The 23,952-nt window shown below is 56.0% G+C and carries 24 protein-coding genes; 13 read left to right on the top strand and 11 right to left on the bottom strand.

Annotation, left to right across the window (positions count from 1 at the left end; genetic code table 11):
* The first annotated feature begins 34 nt into the window (after positions 1-34).
* The 5 genes from damX to trpS all read left to right on the top strand — a co-directional run bounded on the left by damX (position 35) and on the right by trpS (position 4,687).
* Positions 35-1,336, top strand: coding sequence for a cell division protein DamX (gene damX, locus MKleb_RS25630; RefSeq protein WP_064378157.1), 1,302 nt, complete (start codon positions 35-37; stop codon positions 1,334-1,336).
* A gap of 78 nt (positions 1,337-1,414) precedes the next feature.
* Positions 1,415-2,242, top strand: coding sequence for an adenine-specific DNA-methyltransferase (gene dam / locus MKleb_RS25625; protein WP_025107840.1), 828 nt, complete (start codon positions 1,415-1,417; stop codon positions 2,240-2,242).
* 17 nt (positions 2,243-2,259) lie between these two features.
* Positions 2,260-2,937 carry a ribulose-phosphate 3-epimerase gene (gene rpe / locus MKleb_RS25620; protein ID WP_004126039.1) on the top strand — a complete coding sequence of 226 codons (678 nt, stop codon included), beginning with the start codon at positions 2,260-2,262 and terminating at the stop codon, positions 2,935-2,937.
* Positions 2,930-3,679: a phosphoglycolate phosphatase gene (gene gph / locus MKleb_RS25615; RefSeq protein WP_025107839.1), complete on the top strand. Its 750-nt coding sequence runs from the start codon at positions 2,930-2,932 to the stop codon at positions 3,677-3,679. The genes rpe and gph overlap by 8 nt, the downstream gene beginning before the upstream one ends.
* Before the next feature lie 3 nt (positions 3,680-3,682).
* Complete coding sequence (trpS, locus tag MKleb_RS25610; RefSeq protein WP_217076354.1) at positions 3,683-4,687, top strand: tryptophan--tRNA ligase; 1,005 nt, start codon at positions 3,683-3,685, stop codon at positions 4,685-4,687.
* Positions 4,688-4,776: 89 nt separating this feature from the next.
* On the opposite strand, the gene cysG is transcribed toward trpS, so the two are convergent.
* The 4 genes from cysG to nirB all read right to left on the bottom strand — a co-directional run bounded on the left by cysG (position 4,777) and on the right by nirB (position 10,067).
* Entirely contained in the window at positions 4,777-6,150 is a 1,374-nt protein-coding gene (cysG, locus tag MKleb_RS25605; protein WP_004854905.1) for a siroheme synthase CysG, read from the bottom strand.
* 107 nt (positions 6,151-6,257) lie between these two features.
* On the bottom strand, positions 6,258-7,064 hold the full coding sequence (gene nirC, locus MKleb_RS25600) for a nitrite transporter NirC (RefSeq protein ID WP_032751537.1): 807 nt from the start codon (positions 7,062-7,064) through the stop codon (positions 6,258-6,260).
* A gap of 136 nt (positions 7,065-7,200) precedes the next feature.
* Positions 7,201-7,527 carry a nitrite reductase small subunit NirD gene (gene nirD, locus MKleb_RS25595; protein WP_004854898.1) on the bottom strand — a complete coding sequence of 109 codons (327 nt, stop codon included), beginning with the start codon at positions 7,525-7,527 and terminating at the stop codon, positions 7,201-7,203.
* Positions 7,524-10,067 (bottom strand): NADPH-nitrite reductase large subunit, encoded by a 2,544-nt coding sequence (gene nirB / locus MKleb_RS25590; RefSeq protein WP_217076353.1) that lies wholly within the window; start codon positions 10,065-10,067, stop codon positions 7,524-7,526. Before nirB ends, nirD begins: the two co-directional genes overlap by 4 nt.
* A gap of 240 nt (positions 10,068-10,307) precedes the next feature.
* Between nirB and MKleb_RS25585 the strand changes: the two genes are divergently transcribed.
* A complete protein-coding gene (locus MKleb_RS25585) occupies positions 10,308-11,630 on the top strand; it encodes a cytosine deaminase (RefSeq protein WP_102803171.1) in 1,323 nt (440 codons plus the stop codon).
* Here the strand turns inward: MKleb_RS25585 and tsgA are convergent.
* A complete protein-coding gene (gene tsgA, locus MKleb_RS25580; protein ID WP_004854892.1) occupies positions 11,627-12,811 on the bottom strand; it encodes an MFS transporter TsgA in 1,185 nt (394 codons plus the stop codon). The genes MKleb_RS25585 and tsgA overlap by 4 nt on opposite strands.
* 277 nt (positions 12,812-13,088) lie before the next feature.
* On the opposite strand from tsgA, the gene ppiA reads away from it, so the two are divergent.
* From ppiA to argD, 5 genes are all read left to right on the top strand, one after another.
* On the top strand, positions 13,089-13,658 hold the full coding sequence (gene ppiA, locus MKleb_RS25575) for a peptidylprolyl isomerase A (protein WP_004854889.1): 570 nt from the start codon (positions 13,089-13,091) through the stop codon (positions 13,656-13,658).
* A gap of 108 nt (positions 13,659-13,766) precedes the next feature.
* Complete coding sequence (locus MKleb_RS25570; protein ID WP_102803170.1) at positions 13,767-13,934, top strand: YhfG family protein; 168 nt, start codon at positions 13,767-13,769, stop codon at positions 13,932-13,934.
* A complete protein-coding gene (locus tag MKleb_RS25565) occupies positions 13,924-14,526 on the top strand; it encodes a putative adenosine monophosphate-protein transferase Fic (protein WP_009654847.1) in 603 nt (200 codons plus the stop codon). The genes MKleb_RS25570 and MKleb_RS25565 overlap by 11 nt, the downstream gene beginning before the upstream one ends.
* Before the next feature lie 31 nt (positions 14,527-14,557).
* Positions 14,558-15,121 carry an aminodeoxychorismate synthase component 2 gene (pabA, locus tag MKleb_RS25560; protein ID WP_014227049.1) on the top strand — a complete coding sequence of 188 codons (564 nt, stop codon included), beginning with the start codon at positions 14,558-14,560 and terminating at the stop codon, positions 15,119-15,121.
* 89 nt (positions 15,122-15,210) lie between these two features.
* The gene (gene argD, locus MKleb_RS25555) at positions 15,211-16,431 is read left to right on the top strand and encodes a bifunctional acetylornithine/succinyldiaminopimelate transaminase (RefSeq protein ID WP_025107834.1); all 1,221 of its coding nucleotides are present in this window, start codon (positions 15,211-15,213) and stop codon (positions 16,429-16,431) included.
* Here the strand turns inward: argD and MKleb_RS25550 are convergent.
* Both MKleb_RS25550 and crp read right to left on the bottom strand, forming a co-directional pair.
* Positions 16,421-18,499 (bottom strand): YccS/YhfK family putative transporter, encoded by a 2,079-nt coding sequence (locus tag MKleb_RS25550; protein ID WP_014839675.1) that lies wholly within the window; start codon positions 18,497-18,499, stop codon positions 16,421-16,423. The two genes, argD and MKleb_RS25550, sit on opposite strands and share 11 nt — an antisense overlap.
* A gap of 51 nt (positions 18,500-18,550) precedes the next feature.
* Positions 18,551-19,183, bottom strand: a complete 633-nt coding sequence (crp, locus tag MKleb_RS25545) for a cAMP-activated global transcriptional regulator CRP (RefSeq protein WP_000242758.1) — start codon at positions 19,181-19,183, stop codon at positions 18,551-18,553.
* A 304-nt stretch (positions 19,184-19,487) separates the two neighbouring features.
* Here crp and MKleb_RS25540 point away from each other — a divergent pair, with 304 nt between their 5' ends.
* Positions 19,488-19,892: an OsmC family protein gene (locus MKleb_RS25540; protein WP_004854875.1), complete on the top strand. Its 405-nt coding sequence runs from the start codon at positions 19,488-19,490 to the stop codon at positions 19,890-19,892.
* Between the two features lie 43 nt (positions 19,893-19,935).
* On the opposite strand, the gene MKleb_RS25535 is transcribed toward MKleb_RS25540, so the two are convergent.
* The 4 genes from MKleb_RS25535 to MKleb_RS25520 form a co-directional block, all read right to left on the bottom strand.
* Positions 19,936-20,808 (bottom strand): phosphoribulokinase, encoded by an 873-nt coding sequence (locus tag MKleb_RS25535; protein WP_004854874.1) that lies wholly within the window; start codon positions 20,806-20,808, stop codon positions 19,936-19,938.
* A gap of 35 nt (positions 20,809-20,843) precedes the next feature.
* Complete coding sequence (locus tag MKleb_RS25530) at positions 20,844-21,062, bottom strand: YheU family protein (protein WP_004125965.1); 219 nt, start codon at positions 21,060-21,062, stop codon at positions 20,844-20,846.
* Positions 21,059-22,018: a hydrolase gene (locus MKleb_RS25525; protein ID WP_231719137.1), complete on the bottom strand. Its 960-nt coding sequence runs from the start codon at positions 22,016-22,018 to the stop codon at positions 21,059-21,061. Before MKleb_RS25525 ends, MKleb_RS25530 begins: the two co-directional genes overlap by 4 nt.
* A gap of 144 nt (positions 22,019-22,162) precedes the next feature.
* Complete coding sequence (locus MKleb_RS25520) at positions 22,163-22,882, bottom strand: NUDIX hydrolase (RefSeq protein WP_217076351.1); 720 nt, start codon at positions 22,880-22,882, stop codon at positions 22,163-22,165.
* Positions 22,883-23,078: 196 nt separating this feature from the next.
* Here MKleb_RS25520 and prs point away from each other — a divergent pair, with 196 nt between their 5' ends.
* Positions 23,079-23,948 (top strand): ribose-phosphate diphosphokinase, encoded by an 870-nt coding sequence (gene prs, locus MKleb_RS25515; RefSeq protein ID WP_064357751.1) that lies wholly within the window; start codon positions 23,079-23,081, stop codon positions 23,946-23,948.
* The last annotated feature ends 4 nt before the right edge of the window (positions 23,949-23,952 follow it).

Below are 23,952 nucleotides of genomic sequence, written 5' to 3'. Positions count from 1 at the left end.
AGTCGTGAGCATAAGCCTTTTAGTGGGGTGTTAAATGGATGAATTAAAACCAGAAGACGATATGAAAGCCGATCGCAGCGATCGTCGTACTGGTCGTTCTCGTCAGTCTTCAGAGCGTGATGCCGATCCGCAAATCAATTTTGATGATGTCGAACTTGATGATGCTGACGATGGTCGCCCGACGCGCGGCAGCAAAGCACGCCGTGAGCGCGATGAAGAACAGTATGAAGAGTACGAAGAAGAAGTAGAGTCTGACGAAGACGATGACGAAGAGCGTCAGGTTGAGCGTCGTCCTCGTAAGCGTAAGAAGGCGCCTGCGAAACCGGCTTCCCGTCAGTACATCATGATGGGCGTGGGGATCCTCGTTCTGCTGCTGCTGATCGTTGGCGTGGGTTCCGCGCTGAAATCACCATCCTCATCCAGCGAGCAAACGGCTTCCGGCGAGAAGAGCATCAACCTGTCCGGCGAGCAGGACAATAATAATACCCAGCCTGCTGCTCAGGATTCATCAGCGGCAAACAACGCGCAGCCGCAGGATGTTTCTCTGCCGCCTATCGCGTCTAACCCGACTCAAGGTCAGGCGACGGCTGAACCCCAAGGCCAGCAGCGCGTTGAGGTTCAGGGCGATCTGAACAATGCGCTGACCCAGCAGCAGGGTCAGATTGATAGCGCGGTCGCGAATTCTACTCTGCCAACTGAACCAGCCACCGTTGCGCCAGTGCGCAATGGCACCGCGGCCCCGCGCCAGGCGACGACAGAGCGTCAGACGGCGGCGACACCGCGCCCGGCGGAGCGTAAGCATACGGTTATCGAACCGAAACCGCAGGCCACGGCGAAAGCGCCGACCCAGCCGAAGCCGGCAGCGGTCCAGCCTAAGCGTGTCGAAAACGTCGCGACCACGACGCCGGCAGCCGCGCAGCCGACTAAGCCTGCCGCAACTGCCCAGGCCAAACCAGCCGCGACTACCGCGCCTGCTGCGACCGCGACCACTGCGCCAGCAGCAACTGCCGCTGCCGCTCCGGCTGCTACGGCCGCTGCGGGTAAAAGTGCGGGTGACGTCAGTTCGATGAAATCTGCGCCGTCCGGTCACTACACGCTGCAGCTCAGCAGCTCTTCTAACTACAACAACCTCAACAGTTGGGCGAAGAAAGAGAAGCTGGAAAAATATGTTGTCTATGAGACTACGCGTAACGGTCAGCCCTGGTATGTCCTGGTGAGCGGCATCTACGCTTCGAAAGATGAAGCGAAACGTGCTGTTGCTACGCTGCCAGCAGATGTACAGGCAAAAAATCCGTGGGCAAAACCGCTGCATCAGGTTCAGTCTGACCTGAAATAATGCCGCAGTGTAGTCTGAAGCGCAGGATGCTGTCGGAGCTTTCTCCACAGCCGGAGAATGTGTAATTAGTTAGGCAGCATGAAAAAGAATCGCGCTTTTCTGAAATGGGCAGGGGGTAAATACCCCCTGCTTGACGATATTAAGAAGCATTTGCCGCAGGGCGACTGCTTGATTGAGCCTTTTGTGGGCGCCGGGTCGGTATTTCTGAATACCGACTTTTCTCGTTATATCCTCGCTGATATCAATAGTGATTTGATTAGTCTGTATAACATCGTCAAGCTGCGTACCGATGACTATGTTACGGCGGCGCGTGAGATGTTTACGCCAGAGAACAACGTCGCAGAGCAGTATTATCGGTTCCGTGATGAGTTCAACCAGAGTCAGGAGCCGCTGCGTCGCGCGGTGCTGTTCCTGTATCTGAATCGTCATGGCTACAATGGCCTGTGTCGCTACAATCTGCGCGGTGAGTTTAACGTGCCGTTTGGTCGCTATAAGAAGCCCTATTTTCCCGAAGCTGAGCTGTATCATTTCGCGGAGAAGGCGCAGCATGCAGAGTTTCATTGTGAATCTTATGAAGAGTGCATGAAGCGGGCAGATAACCGCTCCGTTGTTTACTGCGATCCGCCCTATGCGCCGCTGTCATCAACGGCGAATTTTACGGCTTATCATACGAATAGCTTTAGCCAGGAGCAGCAGGAGCTGCTGGCTAAAAAGGCGGAATCGCTGATGAAAAAGCGCATTCCAGTGCTGATTTCAAACCATCGCACGCCGCTCACTGAGGAGTGGTACAAAAACGCCGCTGAGACGCATATTGTGAAGGTTCGACGCAGCATCAGCAGCAACGGTGGTACACGTAAGAAGGTGGACGAGCTTCTGGCTCTGTACCGTCCGCCCAAGACCAAATAAATTTCAAGGAGATGCGGATGAAGCAGTATTTGATTGCCCCTTCGATTCTGTCGGCTGATTTTGCCCGTCTGGGCGAGGATACCGCCAATGCGTTGGCTGCGGGTGCGGATGTTGTGCACTTTGACGTGATGGACAACCACTACGTGCCGAATCTGACCATTGGTCCGATGGTGCTTAAATCACTGCGAAATTACGGTATCACCGCGCCGATTGATGTGCATTTGATGGTCAAGCCCGTTGACCGCATCGTTCCTGATTTTGCCGCCGCGGGCGCCAGCATCATTACTTTCCATCCGGAAGCTTCTGAACATGTTGACCGCACGCTGCAGCTTATCAAAGAGCACGGCTGTAAAGCCGGTCTGGTGTTTAACCCGGCCACTTCCCTGAGCTACCTCGACTACGTGATGGATAAGCTGGATGTCATCCTGCTGATGTCCGTCAACCCAGGCTTTGGCGGTCAGTCTTTTATTCCGCACACCCTGGAAAAACTGCGTGAAGTTCGTCGTCGCATTGATGAATCCGGCTACGACATCCGTCTGGAAGTCGACGGCGGCGTAAAAGTCAGCAATATCGCTGAGATTGCCGCAGCCGGTGCGGATATGTTTGTTGCCGGATCGGCCATTTTCGATCAGCCTGACTACAAAAAAGTGGTCGATCAAATGCGTAGCGAATTAGCAAAGGTTAGCCATGGATAAGTTACAAAATATTCGCGGCGTGGCGTTCGATCTCGACGGGACGCTGGTAGACAGCGCGCCGGGATTGACTGCTGCCGTTGATAACGCCCTGTATGCGCTGGAACTGCCGATGGCGGGCGAAGAGCGCGTCGTGACCTGGATTGGCAACGGCGCTGACGTTCTGATCCAGCGGGCTCTGACCTGGGCCCGTCAGGAGCGCGCGGCGCTGAGAGCGGCGCAGGGTAAACCTTCCGTCGATCATGACGATATCCCGCAGGCTGAACAGCAGGCCATTTTGCGCAAGCTGTTCGACCGCTACTATGGCGAAGTGGCGGAAGAGGGGAGCTTTTTGTTTCCCGCCGTTGCCGATACGCTGGGCGCGCTGCACGCAAAGGGTCTGCCGCTGGCGCTGGTAACCAATAAACCGACGCCGTTTGTCGCGCCGATTCTGGCGTCGCTGGATATCGCGAAATATTTTACCGTTGTTATCGGCGGCGATGATGTAAAAAACAAAAAACCTCATCCGGAACCGCTGCTTCTGGTCGCGGAGAAACTGGGGCTGGCACCCGCGGATCTGCTGTTCGTTGGCGACTCGCGCAACGATATTCAGGCCGCGAAGGCCGCGGGCTGCAGCTCGATCGGCCTGACCTACGGCTACAACTACGGCGAGCCGATTTCGCTGAGCGAGCCGGATTATATCTTTGACCAATTTAATGAACTCTTGCCCGCTTTCGGGCTACCGTACAGTGAAACTCAGGAATAAAAAATGACTAAGCCCATCGTTTTTAGTGGCGCACAGCCCTCCGGTGAATTGACCATTGGCAACTATATGGGTGCGCTGCGTCAGTGGGTAAACATGCAGGACGATTACCACTGCATTTACTGCATCGTTGACCAGCACGCGATTACCGTTCGTCAGGACCCGCAGCAGCTGCGTAAGGCCACGCTGGACACCCTGGCGCTGTATCTGGCGTGCGGTATCGACCCGCAAAAAAGCACCATCTTCGTTCAGTCCCACGTGCCGGAGCACGCGCAGCTCGGCTGGGCGCTGAACTGCTACACCTATTTCGGCGAACTGAGCCGTATGACCCAGTTTAAAGACAAGTCATCGCGCTATGCGGAAAACATTAACGCCGGTCTGTTTGACTATCCGGTACTGATGGCTGCCGACATTCTGCTGTATCAGACTAACCTGGTCCCGGTTGGCGAAGACCAGAAACAGCACCTGGAGCTGAGTCGCGATGTCGCCCAGCGTTTCAACGCTATCTACGGCGACGTGTTTAAAGTGCCGGAACCGTTTATTCCAAAATCCGGCGCGCGCGTGATGTCGCTGCTGGAGCCGACCAAAAAGATGTCCAAGTCAGATGATAACCGCAACAACGTTATCGGCCTGCTGGAAGACCCGAAATCTGTGGTGAAGAAGATCAAACGCGCGGTCACCGACTCCGACGAGCCGCCGGTTGTTCGCTACGACATCCAGAACAAAGCGGGCGTCTCCAACCTGCTGGATATCCTCTCTGCCGTTACCGGTCAGAGCATTCCAGAGCAGGAGCAGCATTTTGAAGGCAAAATGTACGGTCACCTGAAGGGCGAAGTGGCTGAAGCCGTTTCCGGCATGCTGACCGAACTGCAGGAGCGCTATCACCGATTCCGCGGTGATGAAGCATTCCTCAATCAGGTCATGAAAGAGGGTGCAGAGAAAGCCAGCGCTCGCGCTTCCATTACCCTGAAAGCGGTTTACGAAGCGATTGGTTTCGTCGCTAAGCCCTGAGCAATTTGCTGGTCTCAGCGCAATAAAAAGCCGGGTGCAATGCATCCGGCTTTTTAATTTGTGAGCGGTTTTGAGCTACATCAGCGTCATTAATGGTTGGAGAACCAGTTTAGCTTATCGCGCAGGCCGACCACGCGGCCGACAATAATCAGCGCCGGGCTGGCCATTTGCTGGGCCAGAATATCCAATTGTTCTAATGTGCCGGTGACAACCTTCTGCGTTATCGCCGTTCCGTTTTCAACGATGGCTGCGGGCATATCCGCCGCCATGCCGTGGGCAATCAGTTTTTCCCGGATCGCCGGGGCCTGGTTCAGGCCCATATAAAACACCAGGGTTTGCTTTTCAACCGCCAGGTTTTCCCAGTCCAGCTCGCCGCCGGTCTTAAGGTGGCCGGTGACCAGGCGCACGCCCTGGGCAAAATCCCGGTGGGTCAGGGGAATGCCCGAGTAGGCGGAACAGCCTGAGGCCGCGGTAATTCCCGGTACAACGGAGAACGGAATACCGGCATGGCACAAGGTTTCCAGCTCTTCGCCGCCGCGGCCAAAGATAAACGGATCGCCGCCTTTCAGTCGTACAACGCGTTTCCCCCCCTGGGCTTCGCGCAGCAGAATCTGGTTAATCTCTTCCTGCGGTACGCAGTGGTAGCCCGAGCGTTTACCCACGAAGACCCGGTCGGCATCGCGGCGCACCAGATTCATGATATCGTCGGAGACCAGGCGGTCATAAACCACGACATCGGCCTGCTGTATTTGCTGCAGGCCTTTGAGGGTCAGCAGTCCGGCGTCGCCGGGGCCGGCGCCCACCAGTACCACTTCACCGCGATGATCCAGCGGCTCGGTCAGCAACTGCTCCGTGGCGTCAGCGACGGCCTGGCGGTCCTCGTTGGCCAGCGACTGCGCCAGCCTGTCGTTAACAAACAGTTTCTCCCAAAAGCGTCGGCGCTCGCCGACGGTGGCAAACTGTTTCTTTACTCTTGAGCGCAGCTGACCTGCGTAGTGGGCCAGCTGGCCTAAATGCAGCGGTAAAACTGATTCCAGCTTTTCGCGCAGCAGGCGCGCCAGAACCGGCGAGGTGCCGCCGGATGAGACGGCCACCATCAGCGGCGAGCGGTCGATAATCGACGGCATAATAAAGCTGGCCTGCTGAGGGGCGTCGACCACGTTACAAAATATTCGCCTTTCTTCCGCTGACGCGCTGACTCGTTGATTAACCGCTTCGTTGTCGGTTGCGGCAATGGCCAGCCAGCAGTTATCCAGCAGAGCAGGATTAAACTCGCCCTGAACCAGGGTCAGCATGTTTGCATCGGCCCATACCTGGAATTGCGGCACAAAATCCAGGGCATTGACCGTTAATCTGGCGCCAGCGTCCAGTAACAGGCGAGCTTTACGTTCAGCCACATCGCCGCCGCCGACTAACAGGCAGTCGCGATCGCGTAATTGGCAAAATATAGGCAAATGGTCCACGACATTCCCTCTTAATTATTGGCAGCAGCCTTAGAATCTGGCTATCAGGCTATCTTATTTATCAGGTTGAACCTGGGCAATGTTCAACCTGCCTGCACCGATTACGTCTACTGAGCCAGACTCTTAGTCTCGTTAGTTTTTTCCGGGGCGGGGCGCTCCGATTGCGGCGTAGCATACCAATAACCCAATCCCATAAATACGACACCGGACAAAGTATTGCCGAGTGTTACCCATAACAGATTGTGACCGATTCCCGCAAGCGTGTAGGCATCGCTATGATGGCCAAACCAGGAGAGGGCGAACAGCGTCATATTCGCGACGGAGTGCTCATAGCCGGACGCGATAAACGCCAGCAGACACCACCAGATAGCAATAAATTTTGCCGCGCCTTCGGTACGGATTGCCATCCAGATCGCCAGACACACCAGCCAGTTACACAGTGCGCCTTTGAAAAAGAGCGCCATCGCGGATTGGCTGGTTTTTGCCAGCGCGACGGTGTGGACGAGGCTGGTATCGACCGGCAGCAGGCTGCCGCCGCCCCAGCTATACAGCAGCGCCACGAAAACGGAACCCGCAAGGTTACCCATCCAGGTTTGCGGCAGAATCGCCCACATCTGCCCCTGGCTGATGGTCCCCGCCTTCACGCCCAGGGTCAGGAACATAGTGTGGCCGGTGAACAATTCAGAGCCGGCGATAATCACCAGCGTTAACGCAATGCCAAAGGTGGCGCCCATCACCAGCGGGCGAACGGCAGGGTCGAGCAGGTTGCCGAGGGTGAATATAAGGATGATGCCGAGGCCGACGTAGGCACCCGCCATCATGGCGCTTACCCAGAAGCTGAGTGGATGATTGGCCGAGAGGCGCGCAATGCGCCCGGCGTTGGCCGCGCACTTGTTTATTGTGTCCGTAAACATAGGAGTTCCTTTAGCACCTCATCCCTTGCGCTGGCTCTTGGTTAGCTGCCTTCGCGATGCAGTACAAATGACGTTGTGCCATCAATTGAAGAAAAAAATGCAAAAAAAGGGAGGCGTTGCGCCTCCCGTAAAGTGATTAACCGCGTAGCTGCACGACGCCGTCTTTCACTCGGGCTTCATAGTGCGCCACCGAATGGCTTTCATCTTCCATACACAGGCCGTCGCGCAGGCGGAAGCGCTGCTTTTTCAGCGGACTGGCCACCCACAGTTCGCCCTGATGCTCGGCGATCAGGCCGCGAGACAGGACGCTGGATTCAAAGAACGGGTCGATATTGCTAATCGCAAACACCTGGTCGCCGTGATAGGGGCGGAAAATCGCCACCTGTTTGTCGCCTAACAGCGCGCAGACGCCGGTTTCCGGCAGGATGTCATCGAGTTTGCAGATGTTTTTCCACTGGCTCATGCGTTTTCCTCCACCAGAGTTACCGGGATACGTTCGTAGGGCGCGGCCGGGCGATGCTGTTCACGCTCAGGGACCACCTGGACGTTCGGATCGCGCTTATCGCTGTTGATGAAGTGTTTAAAGCGCACCTGGGCCGCTGGGGTGTTAACGGTTTCCGTCCACTCGCAGACTACCGCTTCACGCAGGCGGGCCATCTCTTCTTCCAGATGTTCGTTCAGGCCCAGCTTGTCGTCGATGATGACCGACTTCAGATAATCGATGCCGCCTTCCAGGTTATCCAGCCACGGCGCGGTACGGGTCAGTTTGTCGGCGGTACGGATGTAGAACATCATGAAGCGGTCGAGGTATTTCATCAGCGTTTCGCGGTCAAGATCCGCTGCCAGCAGATCCGCGTGGCGCGGCTTCATGCCGCCGTTGCCGCAGACGTAAAGGTTCCAGCCTTTCTCAGTGGCGATGATGCCGACGTCTTTACCCTGGGCTTCCGCACATTCGCGGGTACAGCCGGAGACGCCAAACTTCATTTTATGCGGCGTACGAATGCCTTTGTAGCGGTTTTCCAGCTCGACGCCGAAACCCACGCTGTCGCCTACGCCGTAGCGGCACCAGGTGCTGCCTACGCAGGTTTTCGCCATCCGCAGCGCCTTGGCATACGCGTGACCGGTTTCGAAGCCCGCGTCGATCAGCTGACGCCAGATTTCCGGTAGATCGTCTTTTTGCGCGCCGAACAGGCCGATACGCTGAGAGCCGGTGATCTTGGTGTACAGATTAAATTCGCGGGCGATACGGCCGACGGCCACCAGTCCTTCCGGCGTGATTTCGCCGCCCGCAGAGCGCGGGATAACGGAGTAGGTGCCGTCTTTCTGGATGTTGGCCAGGAAGTTGTCGTTGGTATCCTGCAGCGGGGTATGCTGCGGCTTGAGGATATATTCGTTCCAGCAGGAAGCCAGCAGCGAGCCCACGGTCGGTTTACAAACCTCACAGCCGTAGCCTTTACCGTGTTTCGCCAGCAGCTCTTCAAAGGTTTTGATGCCTTCCACCCGGATGAGGTGGAACAGTTCCTGACGGGAGTATGCAAAGTGCTCGCACAGGTTATTGTTAACTTCGATGCCCTGTTTCGCCAGTTCGGCGTTGAGCACCTGAGTCACCAGCGGGATACAGCCGCCGCAGCCGGTACCGGCTTTGGTTTCCGCCTTCAGCGCCGCCACCGTGTGGCAGCCTTTATTAATGGCGGCAATCAATGCGCCCTTGGTGACATCGAAGCAGGAGCAAATTTGCGCGCTGTCCGGCAGTTTATCGACGCCGATGGACGGCTTACCGCTGCCCGCGTGCGCTGGGAGGATCAGCGAGTCGGGGTTTTCCGGCAGTTCTATGGCGTTCAGCACCAGCTGCAGCAGGTTGCCGTAATCGCTGGTATCGCCCACCAGCACCGCGCCGAGCAGGGTCTTGTTGTCAGGGCTGACGATAAGGCGTTTGTAGACCTCTTTGCTTTCGTCGAGGTAAACGTAGCTGCGCGCGCCCGGCGTACGACCGTGAGCGTCGCCAATGCCGCCGACGTCAACGCCCAGCAGCTTCAGCTTGGCGCTGAGATCCGCGCCTTCAAAGGTGTTTTCGGTCTGGAGGATATGGTCAACGGTAACCTGAGCCATTTTGTAGCCCGGGGCGACCAGGCCGTAAACGCGGTTGTTCCAGCTGGCGCATTCACCGATGGCGTAGATATCCGGGTCAGAGGTCTGGCAGGCGTCGTTAATCACGATGCCGCCGCGCGGAGCGACTTCCAGACCGCACTGGGTGGCCAGCTTATCGCGCGGGCGGATACCGGTAGAGAAGACGATAAAGTCGACTTCCAGCTCGCTGCCGTCGGCAAAACGCATGGTTTTACGCGCTTCGGTACCTTCCTGAACGATCTCTTTGGTGTTTTTACTGGTGTGCACGCGCACGCCCATGCTTTCAATCTTGCGACGTAGCTGTTCGCCACCCATCTGATCCAGCTGTTCCGCCATCAGCATGGGTGCGAATTCAATCACGTGGGTCTCAACGCCGAGATTTTTCAGCGCGCCCGCGGCTTCGAGGCCTAACAAACCGCCGCCGACGACCGCGCCGCGTTTGCTGCGGCGGGCGCAGGCTTCAATCGCGTTAAGGTCTTCAATGGTACGATAAACAAAGCAGTCCTGGGTTTCAGAACCTTTAATCGGCGGGATCCACGGATAGGAACCGGTCGCCATAATCAGCTTGTCATAGAAAACGGTACGCCCCGCGCTGGAGTGGATAACCTTCTCCTGGCGGTTGATGGTGATGGCGCGTTCGCCGACCAGCACCTTAACGCCGTGCTTCTCGTAGAAACCTTCCCGTACCAAAGAGAGTTCTTCGGCGGTATGGTGAGAGAAGTAGGAGGAGAGGTGCACGCGGTCGTAGGCGATACGGGGTTCTTCACAGAAGACGGTAATATCGAACAGGCTGGCGTCGGATTTATCAAGAAGGTCCTCAATAAAGCGGTGGCCGACCATACCATTACCAATGATAGCGAGTCTGACTTTGCTCATTTTTGCCTCGATTTCTTTTATATTACCGCCTACCTTAACGATTCAGCCGCGACACTTATTGATGCAAATCAATTACACCTTTGCCTACTACTTAAGTGGTATGTTTATGATTTGTCAGTATTTTTATAAGTAACGGAAAACGCTGGCTTTTCCTTTTTGCTTTTTTTATGTACAAAATTAGCAACGGATACCCCCGGCGGGTTGAGTAAAACTTCAGCAACAATTACGGGAGTCATCGATATGACAGCAGCGCCGCTTTGGTTAATTGAGAACGTTCGTCTGCCCGATCGCGAAGGGTTATGGCAGATAGCGATAGACAAGGGGCGCTTCGGGGATATCACCCCTATGGGGGAGGCGCGCAAAGAGAATTTTGAAGTGCTGAACGCCCGCGGCGGACTGGCCATCCCCCCTTTTATTGAGCCGCATATCCACCTTGATACGACCCAAACCGCCGGAGAGCCGAACTGGAACCAGTCCGGGACGCTGTTTGAAGGGATTGAGCGTTGGGCGGAGCGTAAGGCTTTATTGAGCCATGAGGACGTTAAAGCCCGCGCGTGGAAGACGCTGAAGTGGCAGATCGCCAACGGCATCCAGTTTGTTCGTACCCACGTTGATGTTTCCGATCCGACGCTGACCGCGCTCAAAGCCATGCTCGAGGTAAAGCAGGAGGTCGCGCCGTGGGTAGAGCTGCAGATTGTCGCCTTCCCCCAGGAGGGCATTTTATCCTACCCCAATGGTGAGGGCCTGCTGGAAGAGGCGCTGCGTCTGGGTGCCGACGTGGTGGGCGCGATTCCGCATTTTGAATTTACGCGCGAATATGGCGTGGAATCCCTGCACATTGCTTTCCGTCTGGCGAAAAAGTATCAGCGGCCTCTGGATATCCACTGCGATGAAATTGATGATGAACAGTCGCGGTTCGTTGAAACCGTGGCGGCCCTGGCGTTAAAAGAGGGGATAGGTCCGCAAGTAACCGCCAGCCATACCACCGCGATGCACTCCTACAATGGCGCCTATACGTCACGTCTTTTTCGTTTGCTGAAGCTCTCCGGCATTAACTTCGTCGCTAACCCGCTGGTCAATATTCACCTCCAGGGACGCTTTGACGACTATCCGAAGCGTCGCGGTATCACGCGCGTGAAGGAGCTGATGGCGGCGGGCATTAACGTCTGCTTTGGCCATGACGATGTATTTGACCCCTGGTATCCGCTGGGGACCGGCAATATGCTGCAGGTGCTGCACATGGGTCTGCACGTTTGCCAGATGATGGGCTATCAGCAGATTAACGAGGGACTGAAGCTGGTCACGGAAAATAGCGCGCGCACGTTTGGCCTGAGCGATTACGGTATTGCGACGGGGAACACGGCGAATCTGGTGATTCTGCCCGCGGAAAACGGGTTTGAGGCCGTGCGTTGTCAGGTTCCGGTGCGTTGGTCAATCCGCCAGGGGAGAGTCATTGCCACCACGCAGCTGGCGCAAACCTGGGTTCAGATGGATCGGGGCGGGGAGGAGCTGTTCTTTACCCGAAATAGCCCCTTTGCCGGAACAAAGGGGCCTGAGGCTTAGTGCGATTCCGCTGCCGCGTTGTTCTGACGGTGGCGGGAGACGAAGCCGAGGATCAGACACATCACAAACACCACGGCATAGAGGCCGTTAGCGGTATGCAGCGCTGCCAGCGGACCGCTGGCGGCAACGATAGGGCCGGTCACGACGAAAGTCAGCATAGTACCCACGGTGCCGCAGGTCAGAATGAAGTTCACCAGCTTCGGCGACGACACTCGGGTTTGCTGTGAACCCAGGGTGATGATCGACGTATAGATGGCGCTGGAGAAGAAGCCGAGGGTCAGAATAAACCATGGCATATGCTCCGGCGAACCGTTGATAAACAGATACATCAGTACCGTCGCTACGCCCGCCAGCACGGTCAGAATACGCTGCAGGTCGAAGAAGCGCAGGATGAAGCTGAAAGACCACATGCCGATCATGTACGACATCCAGAAATCGCTCACCAGTTTACCCGCGTCGCCAAGACTCATGCCCAGGCCTTTGGCGTATTCCGGCACCCAGGAGATGAAGCCCAGCTGACCGAGGATGTAGCATAGCGCAGCGATGGAGAGGAACAGCACGCCGATACCCCATTTCTCTTTCACTACCGGTTGGCTATCCTGCAGGGCTTTTTTGCCCAATACCGGGAATTCGCAGCCGAAGGTCAGAATGAAAATAGCGACGTAGACCAGGCCGATGCAGGCATAAACCCAGTACCATTCGATGCTGCGCGCCAGCAGATAAGCGGCCAGCATCGGGAAGATCATCCCCGCCATGCTGAAGAAGGAGTCGGTGAACAGCAGACGCGCTCCGCGCTGACGGCCTTCATACATATGGGTGATCAGGAAGGTACCAATCGACATGGTAATCCCGCTGACCAGGCCAAGCACGAACATCGAAGCGGAAAACAGCGCCAGGCTGTGGCTGAACATTAAACCCGCGACGGCCAGAACCATCAGGATAAAGCCAAAACGCAGCTGGGTTTTCAGCGGAACAATTTCCATCAGCCAGGCGTTCAGGAAGATAGAGATCAGGATACCGGCATTAAGGAAAGTAAAGGTGTTGCTCATACTGGAAACGGGCAGATGAAAATAATCTGCGATATTTCCCATCACCATCCCGGTGACAATCACCAACGCGCCGGTCAGGGCGTAGGAGAAGAAGCTGATCCATGTGAGCTTGATACGATTGCTGTTAGTCATGACTGGCCTGTGAATAGAAATGTAAAGCGCGTTGACTCTGCGCCGGGCGGACAGATTTTATGCGTTAGCGTGATTCAAGCAAACGTTTATTCTGAAATTTATATCTTTTTGCAATTCTTAGTGTGACTCATATCACATTTATCTATTTGGCCGATCGCCAGGCCCACCGTTACAACTGTTTCAGCTAAGTAAAATTAGGTAAAAGGCTGGCCCAGGATGCAAAGGCTCTTTAGAATCAAAGCACTCGGTTTTTATTCTGCTCCGTTAAGGAATTTCCATGCTCAAATCAACTCTCGCGGCGGTGGCTGCCGTTTTCGCCATTTCAGCATTCTCCCCGGCCATGGCGGCAAAAGGGGATCCCCATGTGTTGCTGACCACGTCTGCGGGCAATATTGAGCTTGAGCTGAATAGCCAGAAAGCACCCATCTCGGTGGATAACTTCCTCAAGTACGTGAACAGCGGCTTTTATAACAACACCACTTTTCACCGGGTGATCCCGGGCTTTATGGTGCAGGGCGGCGGCTTTAACGAGCAGATGCAGCAGAAACAGCCTAATCCACCGATTAAAAACGAAGCCGACAACGGCCTGCGCAATACGCGTGGCACCATCGCCATGGCGCGTACCGCCGATCAGGACAGCGCCACCAGCCAGTTCTTTATCAATATTGCGGATAACGCCTTCCTCGATCATGGCCAGCGTGATTTTGGCTATGCGGTGTTTGGTAAAGTCGTTAAAGGTATGGACGTGGCGGATAAGATTTCTCAGGTGCCGACCCATAACGTTGGGCCGTATCAGAATGTACCGTCCAAACCTATCGTGATCCTTTCCGCAAAAGTTCTGCCGTAATTTTATTTTGCCCGGGTAACCCGTACCCGCGCAGCCCCCGCTTCCCTGCGAAATCGTTTTTTGCCGCTTATACTTGTGGCAACTGCGGACGCGTCAGGGAGGTGTTAAATGAAAAAGCTCACCGAAAAACAGAAGTCCCGTCTCTGGGAGGATCGACGTAACGTGAATTTTCAGGCCAGCCGACGGCTGGAGGGCGTCGATGTTCCGCTGATAACCCTTACCCCCGAAGAAGTCCTGGCGCGCATTGCGGCGTTAAGGAGCCACTATGAGCGATAAATTCGGCGAGGGGCGGGACCCCTATCTCTACCCCGGTCTTAAGGTGATGCGCAACCGCCTGGGAATTCGCCAGGCTCAGCGACTTGAGCAGGCGGCGTGGGAGCTGACCGCATTACGCGCGGCAACCATTGAACTCGGGCCGTTGGTGCGGGGATTGCCTCATCTCTGCGCTATTCATCGCCAGCTCTATCAGGATGTCTTCGACTGGGCAGGGCAGCTGCGTGAAGTTGATATCTATCAGGGCGACACCCGTTTCTGCCATTTTGCCTATATCGAAAAAGAGGGGAACGCGCTGCTTCAGGATCTTGAAGAGGAAGGTTATCTGGTGGGTCTCGCGCAGGATAAATTCATTGAACGTCTTGCTCATTACTACTGCGAAATTAACGTCCTGCATCCTTTCCGTCTCGGTAACGGCATGGCGCAACGCATTTTCTTTGAGCAGCTGGCTATTCATGCGGGCTATACGCTGGATTGGCGCGATATTGCGGTCGATGCGTGGAACCAGGCCAACCAGAGCGGAGCGATGGGCGACCTTTCTCCACTGCGGACGATATTTCGCAAAGTGGTAAGCGAAGCGACGGAAACTGAGTAGAATAGCGCGGTTCTTTGTTCCCGGAGCCGCTATGATCCTGCTTATCGATAACTACGATTCTTTCACCTGGAATTTGTACCAGTATTTCTGCGAACTTGGGGCGGAAGTGCTGGTCAGGCGTAACGACGAGCTGACGTTAGCGGACATTATTTCCCTGGCGCCAGCGAAAATCGTTATCTCGCCGGGCCCCTGTACGCCGGATGAGTCGGGGATTTCACTGGCGGCGATCCGCCATTTTTCCGGCCAAACGCCGATCTTAGGCGTTTGCCTCGGCCATCAGGCCATCGCCCAGGTTTTCGGCGCCGCTATCGTACGAGCCGCCAAAGTCATGCACGGGAAAACGTCCCCCGTCAGCCATACCGGCCAAGGGGTGTTCCTTGGACTGAATAACCCGCTTACGGTGACCCGCTACCACTCCCTGCTCATTGATCCGCTAACGCTGCCTGAATGCTTTGAGGTGACCGCCCGCAGCGAAGAGGGAGAGATCATGGGCATTCGCCACCGCGTGTTCGATCTCGAGGGCGTGCAGTTTCATCCGGAGAGTATTCTCAGCGAGCAGGGCCACCAGCTGCTGGCAAACTTCCTCAATCGGTGATTTGTAGTTGCCATGAGTTGATTTTTTATGCATATTTTGTGATTAGATTATCATAATCATTGCTGCATAACGTAAAGGATGGGCACCACATGGCAACTGAACAACCGGCAATCACCCGCGCTACATTCGATGAGGTCATTTTGCCGATTTATGCACCGGCAGAATTTATTCCGGTGAAGGGTAAGGGAAGCCGGGTATGGGATCAGCAGGGTAAAGAGTACGTTGATTTCGCCGGTGGGATTGCCGTGACCGCGCTCGGTCATTGCCATCCGGCGCTGGTGGCGGCACTGCATGAGCAGGGTGAAAAGCTGTGGCATACCAGCAACGTTTTTACCAACGAACCGGCCCTGCGACTCGGGCGGAAGCTGGTGGATGCGACTTTTGCCGATCGCGTCGTGTTTATGAACTCCGGTACGGAAGCTAACGAAACGGCTTTCAAGCTGGCTCGCCATTACACCGTGACCCGCCATAGCCCGTACAAAACCAAAATCATCGCTTTCCATAATGCGTTTCACGGTCGCTCGCTTTTCACCGTCTCGGTCGGCGGTCAGCCGAAATATTCCGACGGGTTTGGGCCGAAACCGGCCGATATCGTTCACGTGCCGTTTAACGATTTACACGCGGTGAAAGCCGTGATGGACGATCATACCTGCGCGGTGGTGGTCGAGCCGATTCAGGGTGAAGGCGGAGTGACGGCGGCGACGCCGGAATTCCTGCAAGGATTGCGCGATCTCTGCGACCAGCACCAGGCACTGCTGGTGTTTGATGAAGTACAGTGCGGTATGGGGCGTACAGGCTCGCTGTTTGCCTATATGCACTACGGCGTGACGCCGGATATTCTGACCAGCGCCAAGGCGCTTGGCGGCGGCTTCCCTATCAGCGCGATGCTGACCACCCATGATATCGCCAGCGCTTTCCACGCCGGTTCTCACGGCTCAACCTACGGCGGTAACCCCCTGGCCTGCGCGGTCGGCGGAGCGGCCTTCGATCTGATTAACACGCCGGAAGTGCTGGACGGCGTCACCGCGAAGCGCGAGCTGTTTGTTGAGCACCTTCAGCGCATTGACGCGCGGTTCGATCTGTTCAGCGATATTCGCGGCATGGGTCTGCTTATCGGCGCCGAGCTGAAGCCGCAGTATCACGGGAAGGCGCGCAATTTCCTCTACGCCGCCGCAGAGGCGGGCGTCATGGTGCTCAATGCCGGACCGGACGTGATGCGCTTCGTACCGTCGCTGGTGATTGATGATAGCGATATTGCTGAAGGCATGGCGCGCTTTGCCCTGGCGGTTGAGCGGGTGCTTAGCGCTTAGTGGCGCGCAGCCAGATGCCATGATGCGGACGCTGACGCCATGCCACCGATGAAATGGTGTGCATGGTGTTCAGATGCCCGAGGATGCGCTGCAAATGCTGCTCCATCGTACTGAGCGGGCCGCGAGGAACCTCCGCATCCTGCGCCTCCATAATGTTCACATCCCCCGCGCTGCCCGGCCCGTCGGAATCCAGCCGCTGCTGGCAGCGCTGGAGCGCAATCTCGCAGGATTCCAGATAACGCTGCGCCAGATCCGGCGTCAGCATATTGTGCTCGCGCGCCAGAGTGGTCATCGCGTTAATATGCTCGACAATAAACTGGCTGTGGGTCACCCACAGCTTCATGTCTTCCAGATAGTGCGAGTTAAAGCCGGGTTCCTGCATCGCCTGATTCAGCGAGTTAAACAGCGCGTTATGCGCCTGATTAACGCGCATGCGCTGGTAGGCCAGCGCCGGGGCCTGATGATCGTCGCTGAGGATCAGCCTGATCGCTTCCTGATCGGCTTCCAGCGCATCGTGGGCATTTTTGCGCAGCAGCCCGCTTTGCCACTGTGGCCATAGCCAGACCATTCCGCCGAAGGCGATCAGACAGCCAATCAGCGTATCAATCAGTCTGGCGATGATAAACTGCTCGCCGTTCAGGGTGAGCAGCTGCAGAGTGTACACCGCCGTCACCGTAAACCCGACCATCGCCCAGCCGTAGTGCTTGCGGATAATCAGATAGCTTAACAGCGTGATGAACAGCATCGCGGTCAGCGTATAGCCTTCAGGAACGTGAAAGTGCAGCGTGAGCCCGGCAATGACCAGTCCCGCAATGGTTCCGGCAGCCCGATGGACGATACGTACCCGGGTTGCGCCGTAGCCGTTTTGCGTCACGAACAGCACGGTCATCAGGATCCAGTAGGGCTTAGGCAGATGCAGCGCGCTGCCCATCAGGCTGGCGACGCTCAGCATCACGCTGATACGCGCCGCGTTTCGTAACGCCGGCGACTTAAGCGACAGATAGTTTTTCAACGCGGGCAGCAGCGGCAGGCGGCGGGTTTTATCCGCCATCAGGTTACGCGCGTATAGCGGGCGCTGGGTGCGCAGAACCCTGGCAATGCGGCTGAAGTGCCAGGCGCAGAACTGGCCAACCGGATTATCCGGATGCTGCCAGGCGATTTTTTCCAGCGCGCCGATCTGTTTATCCATCTGAAAGCGCTGAGGATAACGGTGGTAGAGGAGATCGTCCGCCAGCTCCCGCAGGCGGGCGGCAACGGTTTGCGCGTTCCAGCGAATCACCGCTTCCGCGTGGCTGCGCTCCACCAGTTTCTGCACCTCTTCCGGCTGATGAAGACTGACGGAAATATGTTCCTGAAGGTCCAGTCCAACCTGGAAAGCGCGCAGCAGGCGTTTGTGATCGCTGCGCTGGTTAGCCGCCAGCATATGCATCTGCTGATAGCACTGGGTAATCAGATCCACCACCTTCTGCTGGCGGTTGAGCAGCGGCGGCAGCGATGTGGCGGGGTCCGTATGCTGGGTAAGCAGACTGTATTTGGCCTCGCAGTAGTTGGCCAGCTCCCGGTAGAGCAGGCTTAATGATTCGCGCAGCGGCTGTTCGCGCCACAGCCAAAACCAGAACCAGTTAAACACGCCATACCATAAGGTGCCCATGGCGTAGATTAACAGCGGCTCCCAGATCGGCATATTGCCAGCGAGACTGAGGGTAAAAATAGCCGCGATAAGCGAGGCGGGCAGCAGCCGAGCGTGCAGGGAGCTGATTTCGGCGGTGACGCCGAGGATGAGCGCCAGACCCGTGAGGATCAGCGGCAAAGGGATGTCTCGCTGCAGAAGGAGCTGAACGATCAGGCTACAGCCGGCAAACAGGCTGCCGCCGATAATCAGGCGTTTAAAGAAGCGTTTATGCGGCGTATCCAGCCCGGCAACGTTGCAGCAGGCGGGAACTAGAGAAAACAGCAGCCCCTGCTGGAGATGACCGAGCAGAAGCCCAATCGCAACCGGCAGACACAACACCAGCGTTTGCCGCAGTGCATAGTTGACTTCCGGGTGGTAAATCAGCCTGCGCCACATGAGGGGAAAACAAAAACGGCGTATTGTTAGGCAATACGCCGTTTTACCGACTTAACGGGTACCGTAGACGACGATAGTTTTACCGTGCGCGGAGATCAGGTTTTGATCTTCCAGCATTTTCAGGATGCGGCCAACGGTCTCGCGGGAGCATCCGACGATCTGACCAATTTCCTGGCGGGTAATTTTAATTTGCATACCGTCCGGGTGGGTCATCGCATCCGGCTGTTTAGCCAGGTTCAGCAGCGTCTGAGCGATACGACCGGTAACGTCAAGGAAGGCGAGGTTGCCGACTTTCTCAGACGTGACCTGCAGACGACGAGCCATCTGCGAAGAGAGACGCATCAGGATGTCCGGGTTAACCTGGATCAGCTGACGGAACTTTTTGTAGGAGATTTCGGCCACTTCACATGCGGTTTTCGCACGTACCCAAGCGCTACGCTCCTGGCCTTCTTCAAACAAGCCTAATTCACCGATGAAATCGCCCTGATTAAGGTAAGAGAGGATCATCTCTTTACCTTCTTCATCCTTGATGAGTACAGCCACGGAGCCTTTAACGATGTAGTACAACGTTTCTGCTTTCTCACCCTGGTGGATCAGCGTGCTCTTTGATGGGTACTTATGAATGTGGCAATGAGACAAGAACCATTCAAGGGTAGGGTCTGTTTGCGGTTTGCCAAGCACCATGCGCGGTTATCCTCTGTTATAAGCTATCTCCGGGTGCCGACACTACACGGCATCCGGGCATGCAATCGTATTGAATCCCTATACCTGGGAATCCGGCTGAAATTTTTCTGCAGCCTGTAATGTGAAGTCCTCTGCATACATGCAGTACATCAATGTATTACTGTAGCATCCAGATTGTTTTAGCATAGCTTTCGCCGCATGTCTCCTGGTGTCTCGCTTCAGCATGACCCAGGTCGCCTTCCGTTGCTAGAATTGTTATGTACGCGTAATCTGTCAGGAAAATTACAGCCCTGGAGTTAAATTTATGCAAGCGCGAGTGAAGTGGGTTGAAGGGTTAACCTTCATCGGTGAGTCGGCTTCTGGTCACCAGATTCTGATGGACGGCAATTCCGGGGATAAAGCGCCTAGCCCAATGGAAATGGTACTGATGGCGGCAGGCGGATGCAGCGCGATTGATGTGGTTTCCATATTGCAGAAGGGCCGCCAGAACGTCACCAACTGCGAAGTTAAGCTGACCTCGGAGCGCCGCGAAGAGGCGCCGCGTCTGTTTACCCATATCAATCTGCATTTTATCGTGACCGGTAAAGAACTGAAGGACGCTGCCGTGTCTCGCGCGGTCGACCTGTCGGCGGAAAAGTATTGTTCCGTCGCGCTGATGCTTGAGAAAGCGGTAAACATTACCCACTCTTATGAAGTGATCGAAGGGTAAGCCGAATGCGCCCCGGCCGGCAATCGCGCCACCGGGGTTCTGGCTACTCGCTGATTTTCCTGCCTTCCATCAGCCGCTCAACCAGCGGCGCCATAATCAGTTCCATCGCCAGCCCCATTTTCCCGCCCGGTACCACCAGGGTATTCATATGCGAAATAAACGAGCCCTGCAGCATCGCCAGTAGCCAGGGGAAATCGATATTTTTTAGATTACGGAAATGGATAACGACAAAACTTTCATCCAGTGAAGGAATGGCTTTGGCCGCAAACGGGTTGGACGTATCCACCGTCGGTACGCGCTGAAAGTTGAGGTGGGTGCGTGAAAACTGCGGGGTGATAAAGTTGATGTAATCTTCCATCGAGCGGACCACGGAATCCATGACCGCCTCACGAGAGTGTCCGCGCTCGCTGGTGTCGCGGATAAGCTTCTGGATCCACTCAAGATTGACGATGGGCACCACGCCGACCAGCAGGTCGACATGGTTTGCTACGTTATGCTGTGGCGTCACAACGCCGCCGTGCAGGCCTTCATAAAACAGGACGTCAGTCGGTTCCGGCAGCGGCTGCCAGGGCGTGAAGGTCCCCGGAACCTGATTCCACGGCACGGCCTCGTCATAGGTATGTAAATATTTGCGCGACTGGCCTTTGCCGCTTTGCCCATATTCGGCGAACGTGTGTTCCAGCAGGCCGAAGTCGTTAGCCTCGGGGCCAAAGTAGCTGATATGTTTGCCCTGATCGCGTGCTTTACGGATCGCCATGTCCATTTCCGGACGGGTATAGCGGTGAAAGCTATCGCCTTCAACTTCGGCGGCGTGCAGATTAAGCTGGGCGAAAATTTTGCGAAAAGCGAGGCTGGTGGTCGTGGTTCCCGCGCCGCTGGAGCCCGTGACGGCAATCACCGGATGTTTGGCAGACATAACAACTCCCAGAGTAAACGATAGTGTGTGCCGCCTTAGCCGTGAAACTGCTTGCGGGGCATGATATTCACCGTTTCGTGCAGTTCTGACCACACCAGCACGGCTTCTCCGCTTTTCAACTGCTGTTTAACATCCGCGACTTTATCCGTCAGCGAACGTTCATGTTCACCATAATCGGTGCCTTCACGTAATACAAAACTTTCGATCAGGTTATCCAGCGTTTCGGGATCGAGATCTTGCCAGGGAATGATCATATTTGCGCTCCTAGCCAACGGGTTAGCCAATCCGGGATGCGTTTTTCAAGCCACATTTCAGGCTTACGCAGCGTGCCGCCGACGAAGCCAACGTGCCCGCCGTGCTCCGTGAGCTGATATTCGACATTCGCCGGCAGCTGCTCCTGCGGGGGAATCGAGTGGTGATCCATAAAGGGATCGTCCTTCGCGTGAATAATCAGCGTGGGCTTAGTGATATCGCTCAGGCGCGGCATGGCGCTACACTGGCGATAGTAGTCCAGCGCATCGGCAAAACCGTGGATCCTGGCCGTAATGCAATCGTCAAACTCGCGGATACGGCGCATGCTTTTTAGCTGGCGTAAATCGACGGGCAGAGAGCCGGGATAGGCTTTTAGCTTACGCGCGGCGTTGGCTTTCAGCAGGTTGAGCAGGTAGCGCTGATAAACGCGGGAGAAACCTTTGTCCATATGATAGCTACAGGCTTCCAGCATAAACGGCGCCGAGACGATAACCGCGGCATCAACGGGAATAGCGTCGCCTTCTTTTGCCAGCAGGCAGCCCAGCATATTGCCCCCGAGCGAATATCCCACCGCGGCGGTGGGGACCGTGCCGTACTCGCGCTGGAGCCAGCGCAGAAACCAGGAGCCGTCTTCCGTTTCGCCCGAGTGGTAGATGCGGTTATTCCGGTTGGGTTCGCCGCTACAGCCGCGAAAGTGCATTACCACGCCCAGCCAGCCGCGCTGCATTGCCGCATGGATAAGTCCGTGTGCGTAAGGGCTGTGTAGGCTCCCCTCCAGGCCATGAAATACCACCAGACGAGGTTTATGGCGCGCCTGAGAAGGGTCTTCACTCCATGCCAGATCGACAAAATCGCCGTCCGGCAATTCCAGACGCTGCCAGTGGGGAGTAAAGCGGAGTTTGCGACGGATTAGCCGCGGCAACATGGTTTGCAAATGACGATTGCCTACGCCGCGCATCGGATGAAACTGCTGCGAGTCGTCTTCAGGGGGCGTCATTTCTGTAGGAGTGATATCAACCATAGCACCAGAGCAATAAATAATCTTTATAACATACTATACCGCGCATGAAGTGCGCAGGTTAGCCCATATGTGGCCTTGCGGCTAATCGGCCAGCAGGTTACGTGAAAAGAGATGAAAATCGACGCCGGGTTTACGCCGCCATAGCCGCGCTTTCCGCGCGCCGGTTGCCGCTGTTTCACCGGTCTCTTCAAACATTCCGGAGGCTTCGAAGCGGCGAATCAGGCTTTTGCGTTGAATCGGCTGACCAAGGATGATTTCCGTGGCTTCCAGCAGCTGACCATGGGTAAAGGTCTCCGGCAGACAGTAAACCGGCAGTAAAGAGTACATCGTTTTTTGGCGTAAGCGATGCAGACCGGCGTCGATAATCGTTTGATGATCGAAAGCCAGCGAATAGCTATCCAGCTGCGCCACCGGCACCCAGCGGGCATCGCTGACGCTGGCGATATGCGGCTGACACTCTACCCACGAGATTAACGCAAACCAGGCGATAGTCAGGCTCCAGCCGCGCGGATCGCGATCCGGCCCGGAGAAGGTGTCGAGCTGCTCCAGCCATGACGGTGAAATCCCGGTTTTTTCCGTGAGCTTACGTAGCGCCGTGGCGCGGGTTGAATCATCGTGCGCCAGATCGATAAAGCCGCCGGGTAGCCCCCACGCCCCCTGCTGCGGTGGATTAGCGCGCTCAACCAGCAGAACGCACAGCGCCCCTTCATGCAGGGTAAACAGGACGCTATCGACGGTCACCAGCGGCGAGGGAAAGCGGCTGGCATCGTATTGGCTGAGGTATTCGGCATCGTTGGTCATAGAGCGCTCGCAGCGGAAAAGAACGCTGACAAGTGTACCAGCCCCTTCCTGAGCAGCAAGCCTACATTTTTATTATTGTTTTTCAACTGCTTAATTCACATCTCCGCTTAAATGACATTTAACGCTTGCACAATATGTGTCTTAGGGACATTATTGATTGTGTCTTAGGGACATAATTTAATGAGCGGAGGTCATCATGAGCGAAAAATTTACCCTGGAACTGGATGATGAGGCGTTTACGCTTGCCAGCGGCGTCTTTCCCGATGGCGCTGTGTGGCTGAAGGTGACCAATCCACTACCGCCTTCTGCCCGTCTGATGCGCATCCGGGCGGTTGCTCTGCGCGACATGAACGATTTTATGCTGCTGGCGCAGCTGGTGGAGGCCGTGCGTCATGTTACCGACGTGACGTTTAGCCATCTGGAACTGCCGTGGCTGCCGTGGGCGCGTCAGGATCGTCATATGGTGCCGGGAGACAGCTTCGCGCTGAAGGTCTTTGCCAGGCAGCTTAATACCCTTGGCTTTGACAAAGTCGTGGTGCTTGACCCGCACAGCGATGCCGCAGCGGCGGCAGTCAATAATATGGTCGCGGTGGCTCAACAGCACTGTCTTCTGCAGAGCGCCGGTCTGCGTCAGGCTATTGCTGCCGGGGAGCTGATGCTGGTGGCGCCGGATGCCGGCGCGCTAAAGAAGATTCATCCTGTGGCTAAAGCCTGCGGTGCCGGAGAGTTCGCGATCCTCGGTAAAGAGCGTGATCTTGCCAGCGGCGCGTTAACCGGTTTTTCCCTGCTGACCGGTGATGTCGCGGGGAAAGCGGTGCTTATTGTTGACGACCTCTGCGACGCTGGCGGCACCTTTATCGGCTCGGCGCAGGTGCTGCGCGAGGCGGGCGCCCGCAGCGTGAGTCTGTACGTCACCCACGGTATTTTTTCCAAAGGCGTAGAGCATCTGTTGAATAACGGCATCGATGCCGTTTACGCCACCACCTCTTTGACTTCTCCTGCCCTGGCTCATCCGCAGCTGGAGCTTATCGATATTGACGCCATCTACCGCGCACATTGGGGATAACATG

This window comes from Klebsiella sp. PL-2018, assembly GCF_019048985.1.
In the GTDB taxonomy this organism is placed as follows: domain Bacteria; phylum Pseudomonadota; class Gammaproteobacteria; order Enterobacterales; family Enterobacteriaceae; genus Klebsiella; species Klebsiella michiganensis.
The sequence above is the reverse complement of the archived record's forward strand: the minus strand, read 5'-3'. Positions and strand labels throughout refer to the sequence as shown.

Coding starts and splice junctions, on each gene's coding strand:
- damX (WP_064378157.1), top strand. CDS start 35: ATGGATGAATTAAAACCAGAAGACGATATGAAAGCCGATCGCAGCGAT.
- dam (WP_025107840.1), top strand. CDS start 1,415: ATGAAAAAGAATCGCGCTTTTCTGAAATGGGCAGGGGGTAAATACCCC.
- rpe (WP_004126039.1), top strand. CDS start 2,260: ATGAAGCAGTATTTGATTGCCCCTTCGATTCTGTCGGCTGATTTTGCC.
- gph (WP_025107839.1), top strand. CDS start 2,930: ATGGATAAGTTACAAAATATTCGCGGCGTGGCGTTCGATCTCGACGGG.
- trpS (WP_217076354.1), top strand. CDS start 3,683: ATGACTAAGCCCATCGTTTTTAGTGGCGCACAGCCCTCCGGTGAATTG.
- nirC (WP_032751537.1), bottom strand. CDS start 7,064: ATGTTTACGGACACAATAAACAAGTGCGCGGCCAACGCCGGGCGCATT.
- nirD (WP_004854898.1), bottom strand. CDS start 7,527: ATGAGCCAGTGGAAAAACATCTGCAAACTCGATGACATCCTGCCGGAA.
- nirB (WP_217076353.1), bottom strand. CDS start 10,067: ATGAGCAAAGTCAGACTCGCTATCATTGGTAATGGTATGGTCGGCCAC.
- MKleb_RS25585 (WP_102803171.1), top strand. CDS start 10,308: ATGACAGCAGCGCCGCTTTGGTTAATTGAGAACGTTCGTCTGCCCGAT.
- tsgA (WP_004854892.1), bottom strand. CDS start 12,811: ATGACTAACAGCAATCGTATCAAGCTCACATGGATCAGCTTCTTCTCC.
- ppiA (WP_004854889.1), top strand. CDS start 13,089: ATGCTCAAATCAACTCTCGCGGCGGTGGCTGCCGTTTTCGCCATTTCA.
- MKleb_RS25570 (WP_102803170.1), top strand. CDS start 13,767: ATGAAAAAGCTCACCGAAAAACAGAAGTCCCGTCTCTGGGAGGATCGA.
- MKleb_RS25565 (WP_009654847.1), top strand. CDS start 13,924: ATGAGCGATAAATTCGGCGAGGGGCGGGACCCCTATCTCTACCCCGGT.
- pabA (WP_014227049.1), top strand. CDS start 14,558: ATGATCCTGCTTATCGATAACTACGATTCTTTCACCTGGAATTTGTAC.
- argD (WP_025107834.1), top strand. CDS start 15,211: ATGGCAACTGAACAACCGGCAATCACCCGCGCTACATTCGATGAGGTC.
- MKleb_RS25550 (WP_014839675.1), bottom strand. CDS start 18,499: ATGTGGCGCAGGCTGATTTACCACCCGGAAGTCAACTATGCACTGCGG.
- crp (WP_000242758.1), bottom strand. CDS start 19,183: ATGGTGCTTGGCAAACCGCAAACAGACCCTACCCTTGAATGGTTCTTG.
- MKleb_RS25540 (WP_004854875.1), top strand. CDS start 19,488: ATGCAAGCGCGAGTGAAGTGGGTTGAAGGGTTAACCTTCATCGGTGAG.
- MKleb_RS25535 (WP_004854874.1), bottom strand. CDS start 20,808: ATGTCTGCCAAACATCCGGTGATTGCCGTCACGGGCTCCAGCGGCGCG.
- MKleb_RS25530 (WP_004125965.1), bottom strand. CDS start 21,062: ATGATCATTCCCTGGCAAGATCTCGATCCCGAAACGCTGGATAACCTG.
- MKleb_RS25525 (WP_231719137.1), bottom strand. CDS start 22,018: ATGCGCGGCGTAGGCAATCGTCATTTGCAAACCATGTTGCCGCGGCTA.
- MKleb_RS25520 (WP_217076351.1), bottom strand. CDS start 22,882: ATGACCAACGATGCCGAATACCTCAGCCAATACGATGCCAGCCGCTTT.
- prs (WP_064357751.1), top strand. CDS start 23,079: ATGAGCGAAAAATTTACCCTGGAACTGGATGATGAGGCGTTTACGCTT.